The following is a 15042-nucleotide window of genomic DNA, read 5'->3' on the forward strand; positions in this document are numbered from 1 at the left end:
TTACTTGTAGGAGGATATACTTGCAAAATCTAATTAGAGACAAACGAATACATATGCACATCACACAGGAAGAACTGTCTCAACGGCTTAAGGTCTCCAGGCAGACCATCATATCGTTGGAATCCGGAAAGTACAAACCTTCTCTTGTGCTTGCTCACAAGCTTGCCCAATTATTTGGCTGTCAGATCGAGGAATTATTTATTTTTGAAGGAGATGAGAATATTGAGTTCTGAATTACTGAATCGGATGATCGGGATCAGTGGAATTGTAGCTGGTTTGTTATTTGCAATACTCATTATTTTTTTCACAAGGTTGATTGCAAAAAAGCAAAACGGACTGGATGAGCGGTACCTCTATTGTATCACGAGAGCAAAAGCCTTCTCCTGGAATGCGACCACTATCAGTCTTGCTCTGGCTTGGATCCTCGTAGTTATACTAGACGGGATATCGCTTTCCTTTTTCATTATTACTGCAGTGTTTGTCATTCATTGTTTATCTTCTATTGCGGCAAACCTATACTACTCTGCTCGGAATTAGCCCACCTGTCCGATACATGTGAACCGATTGGACTCACTGATTTCCATATGCTATCTTGAAATAGAATGTACTTAATGAGGAGGCAGCTTCTATGTATATCTATTTGGTTCCTTCACCGATTCCAGATGCACTTGCTGCATACCCGCATCTGACTTTGCGAAGCGAAGAGCACGTGCGTCTGGCTATTGAATCCGCAGAACGCCTGATGAATATTGAGTCTGATGATAAAGTAGCCGCATATGAAGCTTTCGATGCCGCAGGCTCCTGGACTGGTGGTGGTTATGCTGTTCTCAACAATATCCCTGTCACAGAGGATGGTCGGAACGATTTTGAAGAACGGTTTAAGAACCGTGCCCGCAAGGTAGAAGACGAGCCTGGCTTTGTCGGTATTCGTGTGCTTCGTCCTCTGAAGGATGACACATATGTAGTACTTACACTCTGGCAGTCGGAAGAACACTTTAAAGGCTGGCAGGAATCCCAAGCATATAGTCACGCTCACCGTAACCGCAGTACAAGCGAAGGGCTGACTGCACAGAAGCCCACCATGTTCCCCAGACCTTCTTACGTCACAACGTACACTATAGAATAACGAAATTGGGTCACATCTGGCTTTTATCGCAGTAGCCCATGTTTTTTCAAACCTCTTCCTGCATGGAAGAGGTTTTTTGCCGTCAAATGTTGAAGGCTCTCATTTTTGACACAGCCATGCTGAGATAGGATAATACTTGTTAAATGAAACTTCGGAAGGGAAGGCGGTACCTTGTCACGCAGTTCACTCACCCGATTTCTAAGCGGACCGTTTATATTCTTTACCATTATCATGATGATCAAAAGTTCACTGGCCTGGATCGTTATCTTCGATGACATCCCTGTCTGGAAACCACTGCTGACCGAATTGCCGCTCATCTGGATCGGATTCTGTCTAATTGAGTGGTTTGCTGTCAAGCGGCGAATGTGGATATACCTTGCCATGAATTTGCTGCTCTCAGGGATTTTCTTTGCAGCCATCATGTACTACAAATATTATGGCGTAATCGTTAACTATCACGCGCTGGCACAGGTGAATCAGGTGACCTCGGTCAAGAGCAGCATGTTCTCTTTGCTTGATCCCTATTATTTGTTTATTTTTGCAGACGTTCTGATTATCGGGGGGATACTCATTCGTCGTCGAATCAAGCTCGGGAGTACAGAACGCCCGAACCGCATTCCGCTTGAACGACGTGCCAGAAGACGGGTTGCTTCGGTCATTCTGACCCTGTCCATGATCCTGTGTATGCTCAACATCTATCCCAATCGGGCTAGCATGAGTGAGCTTACACAAGCAGAACAGATGGGCATTCTCGGTTACGAGGCGTATACCATCCTGGATCGACCTGATAAACCTGTGCCCATCGCTCACATTGATCAGACTGACATCGACCAACTGAAACAAACGACCGAACTTCCTGCGATTGTGGAGAAGGGTGCCGCAAACGGACGCAACGTGATTATGCTCCAGTTGGAATCGTTTCAGAACTTTCTGATTGGATTAGAGGTAGATGGACAGGAGATTACGCCTAATCTGAATCAATTGGCTAGACAGAGCCTGTATTTTCCGAACTTTTATCAGCAAGTGGGACAGGGAAATACATCGGATGCAGAATTTGTTGTGAACACATCGTTCTACACCCCGCCGAACGGGGCAGCAACAACTGTATATGCGGATAAAGCTCTGCCGAGTCTACCCAAGTTGATGTCAGCAAACGGATATCAGACAGCCACATTCCATACAAATGATGTTCGCTTCTGGAATCGGGATCAGTTATACAAGGCACTTGGATTCGACCAGTATTATGATATTGATTATTTCGGCATGCAGGACTCTATCGCCTTTTCGGCCTCGGATGAAGTCCTATATTCCAAAACACTGGATAAGCTGGAATCCATGCAGTCTTCGGGTGATCCCTTCTATGCCCATATCATCTCCATGTCAGCCCACCACCCGTACACTTTGCCTAAAAACAAGGTGAAACTGACGCTGCCGGAGCGTTACAAGGATACGTTGCCCGGTGATTATCTGATATCACAGCATTATGCAGATCAGGCGGTTGGACAGTTGATTGCGGGATTGAAGGAACGGGGATTATGGGAAAATAGCTTGTTTGTCTTGTACGGGGATCACCTGGGGCTTCCCATCTATTCACTGGATCGGGATGACAAAGTCCTTATGAAAGAGTTGTATGGTCGTGAATACACATCAGCAGATATGATTAATATTCCACTCATTATCTCGGCCCCGGGCGTTACCCCGGGTGTACAACTGGAACAGATCGGAGGCCAGGTGGACATTCTGCCAACGATTGCGGGACTCACCGGTGTATCGCTGAAGGACCAATTACACTTCGGACAGGATTTGTTTCACGAAGGTGGAAATCTGCTACCCGAACGTTATTACCTTCCCTCCGGGTCGGTGCTAAACGATGCTTCTCTCTTCATTCCGGCGAAAGGATACGGGGACGGAACACATTATTCCCTAGCTGATGCGGGCAGACAAGATGAAGGGCAACAGCAGATGAATGTTCCTTCGGAAGAGGTACCGAAAATTTCGGCGGACAAGGTACCTCCAGCATTCACCACACCCAATAACAGTGAGGTATCTTCTTCACGGTTTATAACAAAGGAACAGTACGATCGAGCATTGGATCTTGCACACTTGTCCAACAGTTATTTGAGCCAGCTACCGGACCGAAAGGACGTTAAATAAAAACTAATCGTTACATGTACGGTTAAATAGGCTTCATTAACAATGAATAATAATCTAGGGTATGTTTTCAAAATTAGGTAAGCTATATGATGATAGATATCAGCGTACAAAAAGTAAATTTTCGAATCCCCTTCTTGAGGTCCCAGATTGCCGGCCGGGCCGGATCCTGGCGAATGGGTAGACGATTTTCTAAGGAACTCAGGACGTCTTATTTGACCTTTAGGTCCTCTTTATACATTGTAAAGAACATCAGACACGTTATTTCCCAAAATCCCCCGAAAAAACGCTGCAAACGGTTGTTTATTCGGATATAGTGTTTCTCAGGTTCCTTAGATTTCTGCGGATGCTTCAAATCCCTGATTAAGGCGCCTCAGATTCGTTAGGCCTCGCTTCGTGTCTTGCTCCAACCGCAAGTTTAGCAATCATTTTATATCTACATCCAATATCTTTAATGAAACTGAAAAGCCCATTAAACAGAACCGATAACGGTCTGATTAAAGGGCCTTTTCTGGTTTTATCGTGGCTTAGGACATTACAACGCCATTCTCTGTGACAGCCCCGCTTCCGTTTACAACGGTAGTAGCGCAACCGACTTGCGAGCAGTCAATTGCTCTACCATGGCAAGCCATTCTTGTGGTTTGTTAGGAAGCACAGCATAATATCGATTCAGGAAATCAGCCACCAGACTGGCCGGCAGTTCACCAAGCGACTCATCGCCTGGCATAAAGCACAGATCCAATCCGCCAACCGCTTCGCCGTCACCTTGCCAGGATGGATGAACATACGGGAAGTCCAGACGCTGATATCCCAGATGGGACAGCACTTCGCGACGTACATACGGGTCCATCGGCTTGATGCCGCCAAACTCGTGATCCTGACTCAGATAAGGGTTATAGATTTCGGCAAACATACCGAACAATTCTTTCCCGTTTGCTGCAGCCAGCTTTTGCAGATCACGCTTGCGGTGATTCGCCAGGAAACTGCCAATTCCCAGACCTTCGCGCCCAATAATCGTGAAGTCCGTCATGGCTACGTTCCAATCCTCGTAATAACGGTACTCCGTCGCTCCAACAACCTGTCCCTCATGCACAGCCACGAACACCCGAATACCCGGATCTTCCAACGGCTCTTCCCACAGTGGGAAGTCCAGTACTTCTTCCCGCGGGAAAATCTCCTGCATCAACTTGTGCATTTGGGCAAACAATGGATCTTTAATGGATGTAATACGCGTGAATTCCATGAATAAATACCCCCTCGATTGATGATGTATTTCGTTTAACATTTCTTTATCTGAACGGATTCCGCCACTCCATCAGGGCAGCATAGTTGCAGGATTCCTCATCGTCCAGATAGTCTGCGGTCACACCAACAGGCATGCGGCCACAGCGAAGCAGGAACGATATCACCGGGTCACACCTCTCTCCCGCTGCTACCTGATCCAGATATTCCTGCGCAGACAGTTGGTCTGCAACCAAATGATAACCGGGCATTCTACCAGCACCTAGTAACCGATCCATCCCCTGAGCGATGACAAGGTGGTACATCGCCTGCATCATAAGCTGAGCCAGTCCCCATTTGCGGTACTTTGGACGAACACAGAGATCAACAATATACAGCGTGTTGCCATCGGACTGGTGGTTACGAATATAACCGTCATCCGTTACTTCGGCCCACGTATGCCTTGCTGGATGTGCGGGATCCCACTGCATCCGCAGCGAGGTCATCGACCCAGCCAATTCTCCATCCACTTCAATGCAGATGGCACCCTCCGGGTAATGCTGCACATGACTGGTGAGCTGCTCGTGACTCCAGAGCAGCTCTTCCGGATAAGGAGGAGGGAAACTCTCCGCCTGAATACGAATGAGTTCCTCAAAGTCGGCTGTAACATAATTGCGAACGACTGCTTTTACCCTTTTGCCACTTCGCTCCGGGTCGGTGATCAGCATTTCTTTTGTATACATGTTGCCGGGTCACCCCTTTCCACTGACAAAATGAATTCCCTGCTCGTTTCGTTCGGTTTTAAGAGCAACTTGCTACTCCCAATCGGTATACAGATCAGTACGGCGGTCACGCCAGGTCGTTACCGATCCACGTTCGCGCACCTCATACAACAAGTCCAGATCCAGATCGGCGGTCACAATCATATCGTTGTTAATCTCACCCTCGGCCAGAATGCCACGTGGCGGGAACGGGATATCATTCGGCGTAATTATTGCAGCCTGTCCATAGTTGGCACGCATGAAGTCAACGGTCGGCAGGTTACCCACTGTTCCGGTTAAAACAACATACACCTGATTCTCCACCGCGCGGGCATGACTCGTATAACGCACACGGTAGAATCCATGACGATCGTCCGTGCAGGAAGGACAGAAAATTACGTCTGCTCCTTTCGCTTTGGCCATCCGCACAATTTCCGGGAATTCAATATCGTAACAGGTCAGCATGGCAATACGGCCTTTATCGGTGTCGAACACCTCAAGTCCATCTCCGGGAGCCATATTCCATTCCTGGACTTCGGTTGGTGTAATGTGAATCTTGTCCTGGCGAGCGATGCGACCATCTGGGTAGAACATGTGGGCTGTATTATACAACTTCCCTTCACGGCGAATGACGTGGGTTCCCCCGATAACGTGCATACCGTATTTGGCAGCAAGTGACGTGAACAGTTGTTCATATTGCTCCGTAAAGTTTGGCAGATCCTCAATTGTCAGTGCATTGCCTTGTTTGTCCCCAATGGACATTAATTGCGTTGTGAAAAATTCCGGGAACAGCACAAATTCGGTTCCGTATTCGCTCGCTGTCCGTATGTAATGCTCAGCCTGAGCGGCGAACTGCTCAAACGAGCTGATTGTGTGCAATTGGTATTGTACAGCGGATACCCGCAGTTTCATGTTCGTACACCTCCATCATGATTATGCTTCCATTGTAACAACGATCCGGGGTCAACAAAAGAGTATTTACACTGGGCACTACAATGACAGAACAACCTTCCGATCGCTTCCCTTACTCACCCAGCATCGACTGCGTGAATCCGATCCACTCTCTCGTGGCAAAAGACAGATAGCGGTCCTTCCGCCAGATCATGCCGAGCTGCCATGGAATCGCCGGTTCCACCACGGGTATAATGCGCACGCGCATGTGGTCTACCTCACGACAAATCGTTTCCGGTAGCAAGGCTACCCCCAGATTGGCGGCAACCATCGCGCTGAGCAGATCCCACTGGGAGCTTTCATATACTACCCGGGGCTGGAATCCCGCATGCTGACAAGCCACAATAATCCGGTCATGCAACGCAAAATCTTCCCTAAACAGCACAAAGGCGTCGTTTTCCAGTTCATGCAGCGCAACCGACTCTTTCCCTGCAAGCGGATGTGAAGGGTGTACAAGCAGGTTCAGCTTCTCTTTCACAAACACAAAATGATCCAACAACTCATCCACGGTTGGCAGTACGGCAACGCCAATATCCAGTGCACCACTGATCACATCGGCCTCCACTTTTTTGGCACCATCCTCAAACAACTGAATGGTCACCTGCGGGTAGGCTTTGTGAAATTCACCAATGATCATGGGGAAAAAGCTTGATCCTACCATTGGCGGCAAGCCAATCCGCAGGTGGCCTTTCTTCAAGTTCATCAGATCGTCCAATTCGGACGAAAGACTGCGGAACGATTTTTCAATCTCCAGTGCCTGACGAAAAAACACATGGCCTGCATCGGTTAGTTCCACTTTCTTACCATAACGGTCCAACAACGTGATACCCAACTCCTCTTCAAGACTCTTGACCGTCTTGCTGATCGTGGGCTGGGTGATATACAGAACTTCGGCGGCTTTTGTGAAGCTCTGTTGCCGGGCAACTTCCAGAAAATATTGCAAATGGCGGATATCCATCGGTTGATTCCCACCTCTCATAGATAAATGGAATAGTAAACATTCTTAATATGCATTTTACTCATGAAAGAATGCAATGTAAAATTTGTGATATCAAGTAACGTTTCCATTCATTTTCATAATAACTCAAAGGATTACGTTGATTATATAAGGAGGGATTGAAGTGAAAAAGTGGGGCCTTGGTATTGCACAGGTTGCGCTCTTAATGGTTTTTTCACTGCTCATGGACCTGTTGGCCCGTACTCTCCACCTTCCTGTACCCGGTTCAATACTCGGTATGGTCGTGTTATTCATTCTGCTTCAGACCCGTGTCGTGAAGCTGCGCTGGATTGAAGTTGGAGCTGCCTGGCTGCTCGGTGAACTATTGTTATTTTTTATCCCGTCAGCCGTTGGCATTATGAACTATATGCCCATGCTGGAGCATGACGGACTGCAGATTTTATTCATCGTACTACTTAGTACTTTCCTGGTCATGTCCTGCACAGGCCTGGTTGCTACACGAATCGCCAAACGAAAGGAGCGTCACACCGGATGATTGGATTTCTCTGCCTGCTGTTAACCGTCGGTATCTATGGGGTCGCAAAACGAATGTATCGTAATCTGCCAAAAGTATATCTGTCTCCGTTGCTCATTACACCGCTGCTTGTTGTTGGCATATTGCTTGCAACCGGAACGGATTATGCCACGTATAGCAGTGGTGGCAAATGGCTGAGTCTGCTTCTCCAACCGGCCACGGTGGCTTTTGCCGTACCGCTCTATACCTTTTTCCATGTACTCAAAAAACATATTTCCGAGATTGTCTTCAGTGTCATGACCGGCTCGGTCGTTGCCGTACTTTCTTCTGCCCTGCTCGCCAAATGGTTACGTCTGGATTCAGGTCTAATCCACAGCTTGATCCCGCGCTCCATTACAACACCCATTGCCATGAACGTATCCGCCACCATCGGTGGCATACCCGCAGTGACAGCTGTTTTTGTTATTATGACCGGTCTGCTCGGAGTAATTATGGGACCTTCGATTGTCAAAATGCTGCGCATCGATGGGGAGATTGCACGAGGCACACTGTTTGGAACCGGTGCCCATGGCACAGGGACATCCAAGGCGTTTGAACTGAGTTCCCTGACCGGTACCATCTCCAGCATCTCCATGGTGCTCGCTGCATTGTTCACTTTAGCCGTTGCACCCGTACTTTCCAAACTTATTTTTCCATAATAGATGGCATTATCCCACTTTTTTGAAATATTATTGTTGTATTAAAGCCCTTTCTTCCTTACAATAAGGACAGGTTTTTAATTGTGAATATTGCGGGGGAGATGCGATGAAAAGAACCGGAATGAAGAGATCTCTGGACCGTCTTGGACGAATTGTCCTTCCCAAAGAAATGCGGGATACGATGGAAATCCATATCGGCGATCCGCTTGAGTTTTTCATTGAAGGGAAAGAGTTGATTTTAAGAAAGTACAAATCAACATTATGTATTTTTTGCGGTGATGTAGATACGGAAATGTATTTCAAAGAACAATTCATCTGCCGGACTTGTGCAATTCAATTAAAACACCCGGATGACTCTCCCGACTGGTTCGTACCTCAGAACAAACAGGCTCCTGCACCCGTGGAGCGTCCTGCTTCCAAATCCGCCCCAGTCTCATCTCCCGCTAGGGAAGAAGGGACCACAGCTGACAACCAAGAATACCCGGACCTGCGGCCAAAGACGGCACGCATGCTGCAACAGATGAAAGAAATTGTTGAACAGAATCCCGGTTTGGCTCAACAGCAAATTGCGGAAAAGCTTGGCATTAGCCAAGGACGCGTCTCTCAATTAAAAAAGTTACTATAATAAGAATGGTATTCGATCATTTATAGTCAGAAGACCTTCCGATTCAGGAAGTCCCGCTGCAAGAGAACCCGTTATGTTTCGTGGGTTCTTCTTTTTTTTATATTCAATACATTCAAAACATAAAAAAAAGATGACCTCTGCTCATCTGCAGCGATCATCTCATAATATAAGTCCAGATCTTCTAATTAATCTTTCACTTACGCCTGAATCGCGTCCAACTGTCCTTCTTCTTCCTCTTCCAATCTGCGCATACCCACAACCAGGACAATAATGTTAGCTACCAACAACACAGCCGGGAACGGAACAGCAGCATATTGTGCATAGATCAGATGACTTCCCACGGCTCCAATCAGAATGAAGGTCAGTATGCCAGAAGCCAGGATGCGAGTACGTGGAATCAGCAATCCTACAGCACTAAGCAACTCCGCAGCGCCCAGCAGATACATGGTCCATGTCGGATAAGAGAAACTTTCGAATGTCTGAATCATCATGTCTGCTCCACTAATCTTGTTAAACCCCGTCATGACGAAAACACCTGCTAACACAACCAGAAAAACGTAACCCAAAATCTTGTTCATATGTAGATCCTCCTATAACAAATTATATGTTCCTACTATGTAATGATTATTTTTGCTGCACATTGTAAAAAAAGAATCTATGTAAAAGTTCCCAAAGGTCACTTTGTTTTCAACCGTTCAGCCCAGTTCATTTTTCAGAATAGTACGCGTTCATATTATAAGTATTATTTATCACCAACTTACTTTTGTGAAGTTAGTATATAATAATAATATAATTTCTTCAAGTAATTTTTCACTGTATGATGTATAATACATACAAAAGGTATGTTACAGTATATTTTGTAGTAACCCTCATTTACTTGGATGTCCTATATTCTTAAAGCGGCAGAAATCATGTCCTTTCATATACAACTTTGAAGAAAATAATTATGAATCGAGGTGAACACGTTGAAGCTGAAAAAAGTAAAATCACCAAGTCCCTGTATGATCACTCAAGCCATAGACATCATAGGCAAGAAGTGGGTACTGTTAATCATGTACCAACTGTTGTCCGGACCCAAGCGGTTTACGGAGCTTGAAGCAGAGATGGCGATCAGTGGACGACTTTTATCGGAGCGATTGAAGGAAATGGAGACGGAAGGTATCGTAACCCGACACATGTTTCCCGAGATACCTCCCCGTGTAGAGTATGAATTGACACCGAAAGGCAGAGCCATTGAACCTGTCATTGATCAGATCTACAGTTGGTCATCCGACTGGTTGAAACAGCAGAAATCCGAGTAGTTGAATTGCTGCTCAATAATCTCTACTCAACACAAATACGCCTGAATCAGGCTGATCTGCGGATCATTCCCTGATTCAGGCGTATTTATATTACCTTCAACCTTTTAATGAGAGAGATGTTTTGAAGGTTGAAGCTGTACAGGCAGACCGGAATCTGCCGATGCCAAGGCCGCCGTCGTAATCTCCTGTGTACGGCAGGCATCTGCATAATCGGACAGAATCCGTGAACGGTCTCCCGTACGCAGAGCGTGAATGAACGCTTCATTCTCACGCTCGTATGGATTATGTCCTGCCGGGATCTCCAGACCTGCCATCGCATGTTTTGCCGCACTTGGCAGAAGCAAACGTTCTGGCGTCCAATCCCACACGCCTGCATCCGTGTAGAACTGGAGCCCTGCGCCGCCCTCTCCATCTGGCAACAGACATGTATTGGCGATACTGGCAATCGCTCCACTTTCCAGCTTGAGCGTCACATTCGCCACATCGGCAACGGTGACATGCTCATGCTTCTCATGCATGCTTCGCTGAGCTGCTACAGCATACACCTCCGTAACTTCTCCTGCACAATACCGAAGCAAGTCTACAATATGTGTAGTCTGCTCTACGAATTGTCCTCCTGAACCGTCCTGACGCCGCCACCAGGCGACCCCTGGCATTCCGCCCATCCAGCGGCCAAGAGCCATGCCGACCGTCTGTTCTTTCATCGATTGCTGCAGGACCTGCGCGGCCTCCTGATAACGGAAATGGTATCCTACAGAGGTTAACAATCCACTCTTTTGCACCTGATCCAACACCTGACGCGGAACATCCATTCCGGTGCTCAAAGGTTTCTCCACCAGGAATGGAATACCGCGGCGGATTAATTCGGACTCAATCGATCCGTGAGACATCGGTGGCACACAGATATACACCGCATCCAGTTTCTCACCATCCAGCATATGTTCAAGTTCCCCGTAACCAACAGCATCATAAACGGAGGCCATAGCCTCTGCCTTTTCGAGCGATGTTCCACAGACACTCGCAACACGAACACCTTCCATCCGTGCGAGAATATCCGCGTGTACCTTACTGAACCAGCCTGTTCCAATGATTCCGATCTGTAATGTCATGGATGTAATCCCCTCTCTATGTTACACGCTTACATGTTCCATTCGACTCTCGATCTTGAAATCCTGCCTTAGATTTTGCCGGATGCTTCCAGCAACAGCTGATCCAGTTCCTGTGTATGTTTAAGCTCTTGCTCTTCAGACCAGTTCAAACAACCTGCCATATATGAGATAACCGCTGCTTTATAGCGACGAACTTCATCAATACGGAAGAATAAATCACCTGTTCTTCGTACCAAAAAGTCAGACGGGGTTACAGCCATCTCTTCATCAATCGCGTAACGCAGCATCAACAATAGCTCCTGTGGCATGCCATGAAGCTCGGACTTGGTGCGTGGATCGGGCATTCGCTCATACAGTGCCTCCACATTGGAACCATACGTGCGAACCATCCGCTCCGCAGCAGTTCGGGCAAGCCCGAGGGCGACACCGTCCTTGATCTTGCGCTCCGCATACGATACAAATCCAGCCGATCCCCCTACATCACCGCCGGAGATGGGCATCTTCTTCGTTACACAAGGGCCTATGGAATGCCCACTCTCCTGCTCCATCTGGCGTGCGACCAGATCAACAACCATCTCGGCCATTTTACGGTATCCGGTTAACTTGCCCCCGGCAATCGTAATCAGATTGGATTCGGATACCCAGACTTCATCTTTACGTGAAATCTCGGAAGGATTCTTGCCTTCCTCATAAATTAGTGGACGTACACCCGACCATCCGGATTCCACGTCCTCGGTACCAATGTGTACATCTGGAAACATGCCATTAACTGCATCAATCACATAATCGCGATCCGAATCGGAAATTTGCGGGTGTGCAGGATCATCCTGATATACAGTGTCGGTTGTGCCTACATAGGTTTTGCCATCACGTGGGACAGCAAATACCATTCGACCATCTGGTGTATCAAAATAGACGGCCTGTCTTAATGGGAATCGTTCACCATCAAAGACCAAATGAATACCTTTGGTCATCTGCAGCGTTTTCCCCTGGCGCGAACCGTCCAATTCCCGCAGACCGTCCACCCATGGACCGGAAGCGTTGATCACCTTGCTTGCTTTTAGCGTATATATCTGCCCATCGATCTGATCCATAGCTTCGATACCTGTAATCTTGCCATTCTCCTTCAGGAACGCTTTCGCCTTGACGTAGTTCACGGCCTGCGCCCCACGTTTGACAGCTTCTTTCATGACTTCAATGGTGAGCCTGGCATCATCAGTCCGGTACTCCACATAGAGTCCACCACCCAACAACCCCTGTTTGCGTAATAAAGGTTCACTATCTGACACCGCTCCAGCACTCAACATTTGGCGTCGTTCACTGCGCTTCACCCCGGCGAGCCGATCATACACCATCAGTCCAATGGATGTGCTGAAGCGGCCGAACGTGCCTGCCGTATAGATCGGTAACAACATCGGTTCCGGTGTTGTCACATGTGGCCCATTCTCGTAAACTACAGCCCGCTCCCGTCCTACCTCAGCAACCATCTTCACTTCATATTGCTTCAAATATCGCAATCCGCCATGGACAAGTTTGGTCGATCGACTGGATGTACCTGCTGCAAAATCTTGCATTTCGACAAGCGCTGTCTTCAATCCACGGGAAGCCGCGTCCAATGCAATCCCTGCGCCTGTAATCCCACCACCAATAATTAATACGTCAAAATGTACATTCGCCATGCTTTGCAAATATTCGGTCCGGTGTGCTGACGAGAACGTTTCTGTCATTCTTGAACCTCCTATTGATTTTCTCAATTTTTCCGTAAAAAAAACAAAAAAAGGACCACGTCATTCGCTCAGCAATTGCTGAGCGGCACGTGGTCCCTCCCGATCTCCAGACATCATTTTTTTAACTTGTGCCTTTATCCTATCACAGATTTTTGACGGCGTGAAGTCCTGAAATGACACATTATTCAAAAAAAATTCAAAAAGTTGTTCTGCCAAAGGATGGAATTTCAAATGAATCCACTAACCTTGTATTTTTCCTTATAGTGGTTATATATTTTGCCTTCTCCAGGAAGAATAACCCTGTAAATCATGCATCATTTTCCACCAGTAAATATCATTTCTAACATATGTTTAGTTAAAAAGTACAAATACCCACACCAAGAAATATTCATCTCATTTCTTTTATTTAAAAGCCATTGCTGCGTTAACTGCACGCTTCCAGCCTGCATACAGTTCTGTTCGTTGTTGCTCAGCCATAACAGGCTGGAAGACACGCTCCGTATTTTCATGATCGGTCAATTCATCCGCACTCGTCCAATATCCAACCGCCAATCCTGCCAGATAAGCCGCACCCAATGCTGTTGTTTCATTCACCGTTGGGCGTTCGACAGGAATGCCCAGAATATCACTCTGGAATTGCATGAGAAAATCATTGGCCGCCGCCCCGCCATCCACACGCAGAGCATGCACGGGAATACCCGAGTCGGATTCCATTGCCTCCAGTACATCCTTGGTCTGATACGCCAACGCCTCAAGCGTAGCACGAATAAAGTGTTCCTTTGTCGTGCCTCGGGTCAGGCCAAACACCGCACCCTTAACCTCACTATCCCAATACGGACTGCCCAGTCCCACAAATGCAGGTACCATATAAACGCCGTCTGTGGAAGGCACACGTGAGGCGTAATCCTCGCTATCTTTTGAAGAGCGAAGCATTCTTAATCCGTCACGCAGCCACTGAACCGCAGACCCTGCAACAAAAATGCTGCCTTCGAGCGCATATTCAACCTTGCCATTCATCCCCCAGGCAATCGTTGTAATCAGTCCGTGATCGGATTGTACCGGGCTCTCTCCTGTATTCATAAGCATAAAACAACCGGTCCCATATGTATTTTTCATACTGCCCTTGGTGTAACAGCCCTGACCAAACATCGCTGCCTGCTGATCTCCTGCCGCTCCCGCAATCGGAATCCGATGACCGAAGAAATGATAATCTGTCGTATGTGCATACACCTCGGATGAACCTCGCACCTCTGGCAGCATGGCCTTGGGAATGTCGAGGATAGCCAACAATTCGTCATCCCATTGCAGATCATAGATGTTATAGATTAGGGTACGTGAGGCATTGGATATATCCGTGACATGTGTACCCCCGCTCAGTTTCCAGATCAGCCAACTATCAATTGTGCCAAATAACAATTCACCCTTCTCGGCCCGCTCCCGGGCACCAGGGACATGATCCAGAATCCACTTGACCTTCGTTCCCGAGAAGTAGGGATCGATCAGTAATCCTGTTTTGCTTCGGAAAAGGTCTCCGAGTCCCTGCATCTTCAATTCTTCACAGATATCTGCGGTCTGTCTGGATTGCCATACCACTGCATTATAGATGGGTCTGCCTTTTTCTTTGTCCCATACCACAACGGTCTCCCGCTGATTTGTAATTCCAATTCCGGCAATCTGAACAGGTTTAATTCCGCTCTCTGCCAGACATGAAGCCATCACGGCAAGAATGGAACTCCAGATTTCGTTGGCATTCTGCTCTACCCAGCCCGGTTTGGGGAAATACTGAGGAAATTCCTGCTGTGCAATGTGCACAATCTCTCCGCCACGGTTAAACAGAATAGCTCGGGAGCTTGTTGTTCCCTGATCCAGAGCCAATATATATTTTTCCATACAGCCAACC

The 15042-nt window shown here is 47.3% G+C and carries 16 protein-coding genes; 8 read left to right on the plus strand and 8 right to left on the minus strand.

Features of this window, described 5'->3' with window-relative positions; translation table 11 throughout:
* Positions 1-20: 20 nt before the first annotated feature.
* The 4 genes from MHI12_RS28510 to MHI12_RS28525 all read left to right on the plus strand — a co-directional run bounded on the left by MHI12_RS28510 (position 21) and on the right by MHI12_RS28525 (position 3280).
* Positions 21-233, plus strand: coding sequence for a helix-turn-helix transcriptional regulator (locus MHI12_RS28510; RefSeq protein ID WP_036612923.1), 213 nt, complete (start codon positions 21-23; stop codon positions 231-233).
* Positions 223-537 (plus strand): hypothetical protein, encoded by a 315-nt coding sequence (locus MHI12_RS28515; RefSeq protein ID WP_405170948.1) that lies wholly within the window; start codon positions 223-225, stop codon positions 535-537. The genes MHI12_RS28510 and MHI12_RS28515 overlap by 11 nt, the downstream gene beginning before the upstream one ends.
* Before the next feature lie 91 nt (positions 538-628).
* On the plus strand, positions 629-1126 hold the full coding sequence (locus MHI12_RS28520; RefSeq protein WP_036612926.1) for an antibiotic biosynthesis monooxygenase: 498 nt from the start codon (positions 629-631) through the stop codon (positions 1124-1126).
* A 231-nt stretch (positions 1127-1357) separates the two neighbouring features.
* The gene (locus MHI12_RS28525) at positions 1358-3280 is read left to right on the plus strand and encodes an LTA synthase family protein (RefSeq protein ID WP_405173064.1); all 1923 of its coding nucleotides are present in this window, start codon (positions 1358-1360) and stop codon (positions 3278-3280) included.
* 568 nt (positions 3281-3848) lie between these two features.
* Here the strand turns inward: MHI12_RS28525 and MHI12_RS28530 are convergent.
* From MHI12_RS28530 to cidR, 4 genes are all read right to left on the minus strand, one after another.
* Positions 3849-4520, minus strand: a complete 672-nt coding sequence (locus tag MHI12_RS28530) for a hypothetical protein (RefSeq protein ID WP_047840815.1) — start codon at positions 4518-4520, stop codon at positions 3849-3851.
* Between the two features lie 46 nt (positions 4521-4566).
* The gene (locus MHI12_RS28535) at positions 4567-5241 is read right to left on the minus strand and encodes a GNAT family N-acetyltransferase (RefSeq protein ID WP_405170949.1); all 675 of its coding nucleotides are present in this window, start codon (positions 5239-5241) and stop codon (positions 4567-4569) included.
* A gap of 72 nt (positions 5242-5313) precedes the next feature.
* Entirely contained in the window at positions 5314-6171 is an 858-nt protein-coding gene (locus MHI12_RS28540; protein ID WP_221819709.1) for a carbon-nitrogen hydrolase family protein, read from the minus strand.
* Positions 6172-6283: 112 nt separating this feature from the next.
* Positions 6284-7168 carry a cidABC operon transcriptional activator CidR gene (cidR, locus tag MHI12_RS28545; protein ID WP_341009397.1) on the minus strand — a complete coding sequence of 295 codons (885 nt, stop codon included), beginning with the start codon at positions 7166-7168 and terminating at the stop codon, positions 6284-6286.
* Between the two features lie 163 nt (positions 7169-7331).
* Here cidR and MHI12_RS28550 point away from each other — a divergent pair, with 163 nt between their 5' ends.
* The 3 genes from MHI12_RS28550 to MHI12_RS28560 all read left to right on the plus strand — a co-directional run bounded on the left by MHI12_RS28550 (position 7332) and on the right by MHI12_RS28560 (position 9005).
* The gene (locus tag MHI12_RS28550) at positions 7332-7703 is read left to right on the plus strand and encodes a CidA/LrgA family protein (RefSeq protein ID WP_017691758.1); all 372 of its coding nucleotides are present in this window, start codon (positions 7332-7334) and stop codon (positions 7701-7703) included.
* Complete coding sequence (locus tag MHI12_RS28555) at positions 7700-8380, plus strand: LrgB family protein (RefSeq protein WP_047840819.1); 681 nt, start codon at positions 7700-7702, stop codon at positions 8378-8380. The genes MHI12_RS28550 and MHI12_RS28555 overlap by 4 nt, the downstream gene beginning before the upstream one ends.
* Positions 8381-8486: 106 nt before the next feature.
* Positions 8487-9005, plus strand: coding sequence for an AbrB/MazE/SpoVT family DNA-binding domain-containing protein (locus MHI12_RS28560; protein ID WP_047840820.1), 519 nt, complete (start codon positions 8487-8489; stop codon positions 9003-9005).
* A 197-nt stretch (positions 9006-9202) separates the two neighbouring features.
* Here MHI12_RS28560 and MHI12_RS28565 read toward each other — a convergent pair whose 3' ends face one another.
* Positions 9203-9583, minus strand: a complete 381-nt coding sequence (locus tag MHI12_RS28565; protein ID WP_076333762.1) for a DoxX family protein — start codon at positions 9581-9583, stop codon at positions 9203-9205.
* Between the two features lie 423 nt (positions 9584-10006).
* Between MHI12_RS28565 and MHI12_RS28570 the strand changes: the two genes are divergently transcribed.
* A complete protein-coding gene (locus MHI12_RS28570; protein WP_026081419.1) occupies positions 10007-10306 on the plus strand; it encodes a helix-turn-helix domain-containing protein in 300 nt (99 codons plus the stop codon).
* Positions 10307-10410: 104 nt separating this feature from the next.
* On the opposite strand, the gene MHI12_RS28575 is transcribed toward MHI12_RS28570, so the two are convergent.
* The 3 genes from MHI12_RS28575 to glpK form a co-directional block, all read right to left on the minus strand.
* On the minus strand, positions 10411-11415 hold the full coding sequence (locus tag MHI12_RS28575) for a Gfo/Idh/MocA family protein (RefSeq protein WP_047840822.1): 1005 nt from the start codon (positions 11413-11415) through the stop codon (positions 10411-10413).
* A 68-nt stretch (positions 11416-11483) separates the two neighbouring features.
* Entirely contained in the window at positions 11484-13142 is a 1659-nt protein-coding gene (locus MHI12_RS28580; RefSeq protein ID WP_405170950.1) for a glycerol-3-phosphate dehydrogenase/oxidase, read from the minus strand.
* 402 nt (positions 13143-13544) lie between these two features.
* Complete coding sequence (gene glpK / locus MHI12_RS28585; protein WP_405170951.1) at positions 13545-15032, minus strand: glycerol kinase GlpK; 1488 nt, start codon at positions 15030-15032, stop codon at positions 13545-13547.
* Positions 15033-15042: the final 10 nt, after the last annotated feature.

The sequence above is a fragment of the Paenibacillus sp. FSL H8-0280 genome (genome assembly GCF_045040665.1).
GTDB classification, from domain to species: Bacteria; Bacillota; Bacilli; order Paenibacillales; family Paenibacillaceae; genus Paenibacillus; species Paenibacillus xylanexedens_A.

What these genes read in the sequence shown, in the direction of transcription:
- MHI12_RS28570 (WP_026081419.1), top strand. Translation starts at nt 10,007, where the DNA reads ATGATCACTCAAGCCATAGACATCATAGGCAAGAAGTGGGTACTGTTA.
- cidR (WP_341009397.1), bottom strand. Translation starts at nt 7,168, where the DNA reads ATGGATATCCGCCATTTGCAATATTTTCTGGAAGTTGCCCGGCAACAG.
- MHI12_RS28530 (WP_047840815.1), bottom strand. Translation starts at nt 4,520, where the DNA reads ATGGAATTCACGCGTATTACATCCATTAAAGATCCATTGTTTGCCCAA.
- glpK (WP_405170951.1), bottom strand. Translation starts at nt 15,032, where the DNA reads ATGGAAAAATATATATTGGCTCTGGATCAGGGAACAACAAGCTCCCGA.
- MHI12_RS28575 (WP_047840822.1), bottom strand. Translation starts at nt 11,415, where the DNA reads ATGACATTACAGATCGGAATCATTGGAACAGGCTGGTTCAGTAAGGTA.
- MHI12_RS28520 (WP_036612926.1), top strand. Translation starts at nt 629, where the DNA reads ATGTATATCTATTTGGTTCCTTCACCGATTCCAGATGCACTTGCTGCA.
- MHI12_RS28540 (WP_221819709.1), bottom strand. Translation starts at nt 6,171, where the DNA reads ATGAAACTGCGGGTATCCGCTGTACAATACCAATTGCACACAATCAGC.
- MHI12_RS28555 (WP_047840819.1), top strand. Translation starts at nt 7,700, where the DNA reads ATGATTGGATTTCTCTGCCTGCTGTTAACCGTCGGTATCTATGGGGTC.
- MHI12_RS28525 (WP_405173064.1), top strand. Translation starts at nt 1,358, where the DNA reads ATGATGATCAAAAGTTCACTGGCCTGGATCGTTATCTTCGATGACATC.
- MHI12_RS28565 (WP_076333762.1), bottom strand. Translation starts at nt 9,583, where the DNA reads ATGAACAAGATTTTGGGTTACGTTTTTCTGGTTGTGTTAGCAGGTGTT.
- MHI12_RS28535 (WP_405170949.1), bottom strand. Translation starts at nt 5,241, where the DNA reads ATGTATACAAAAGAAATGCTGATCACCGACCCGGAGCGAAGTGGCAAA.
- MHI12_RS28580 (WP_405170950.1), bottom strand. Translation starts at nt 13,142, where the DNA reads ATGACAGAAACGTTCTCGTCAGCACACCGGACCGAATATTTGCAAAGC.
- MHI12_RS28560 (WP_047840820.1), top strand. Translation starts at nt 8,487, where the DNA reads ATGAAAAGAACCGGAATGAAGAGATCTCTGGACCGTCTTGGACGAATT.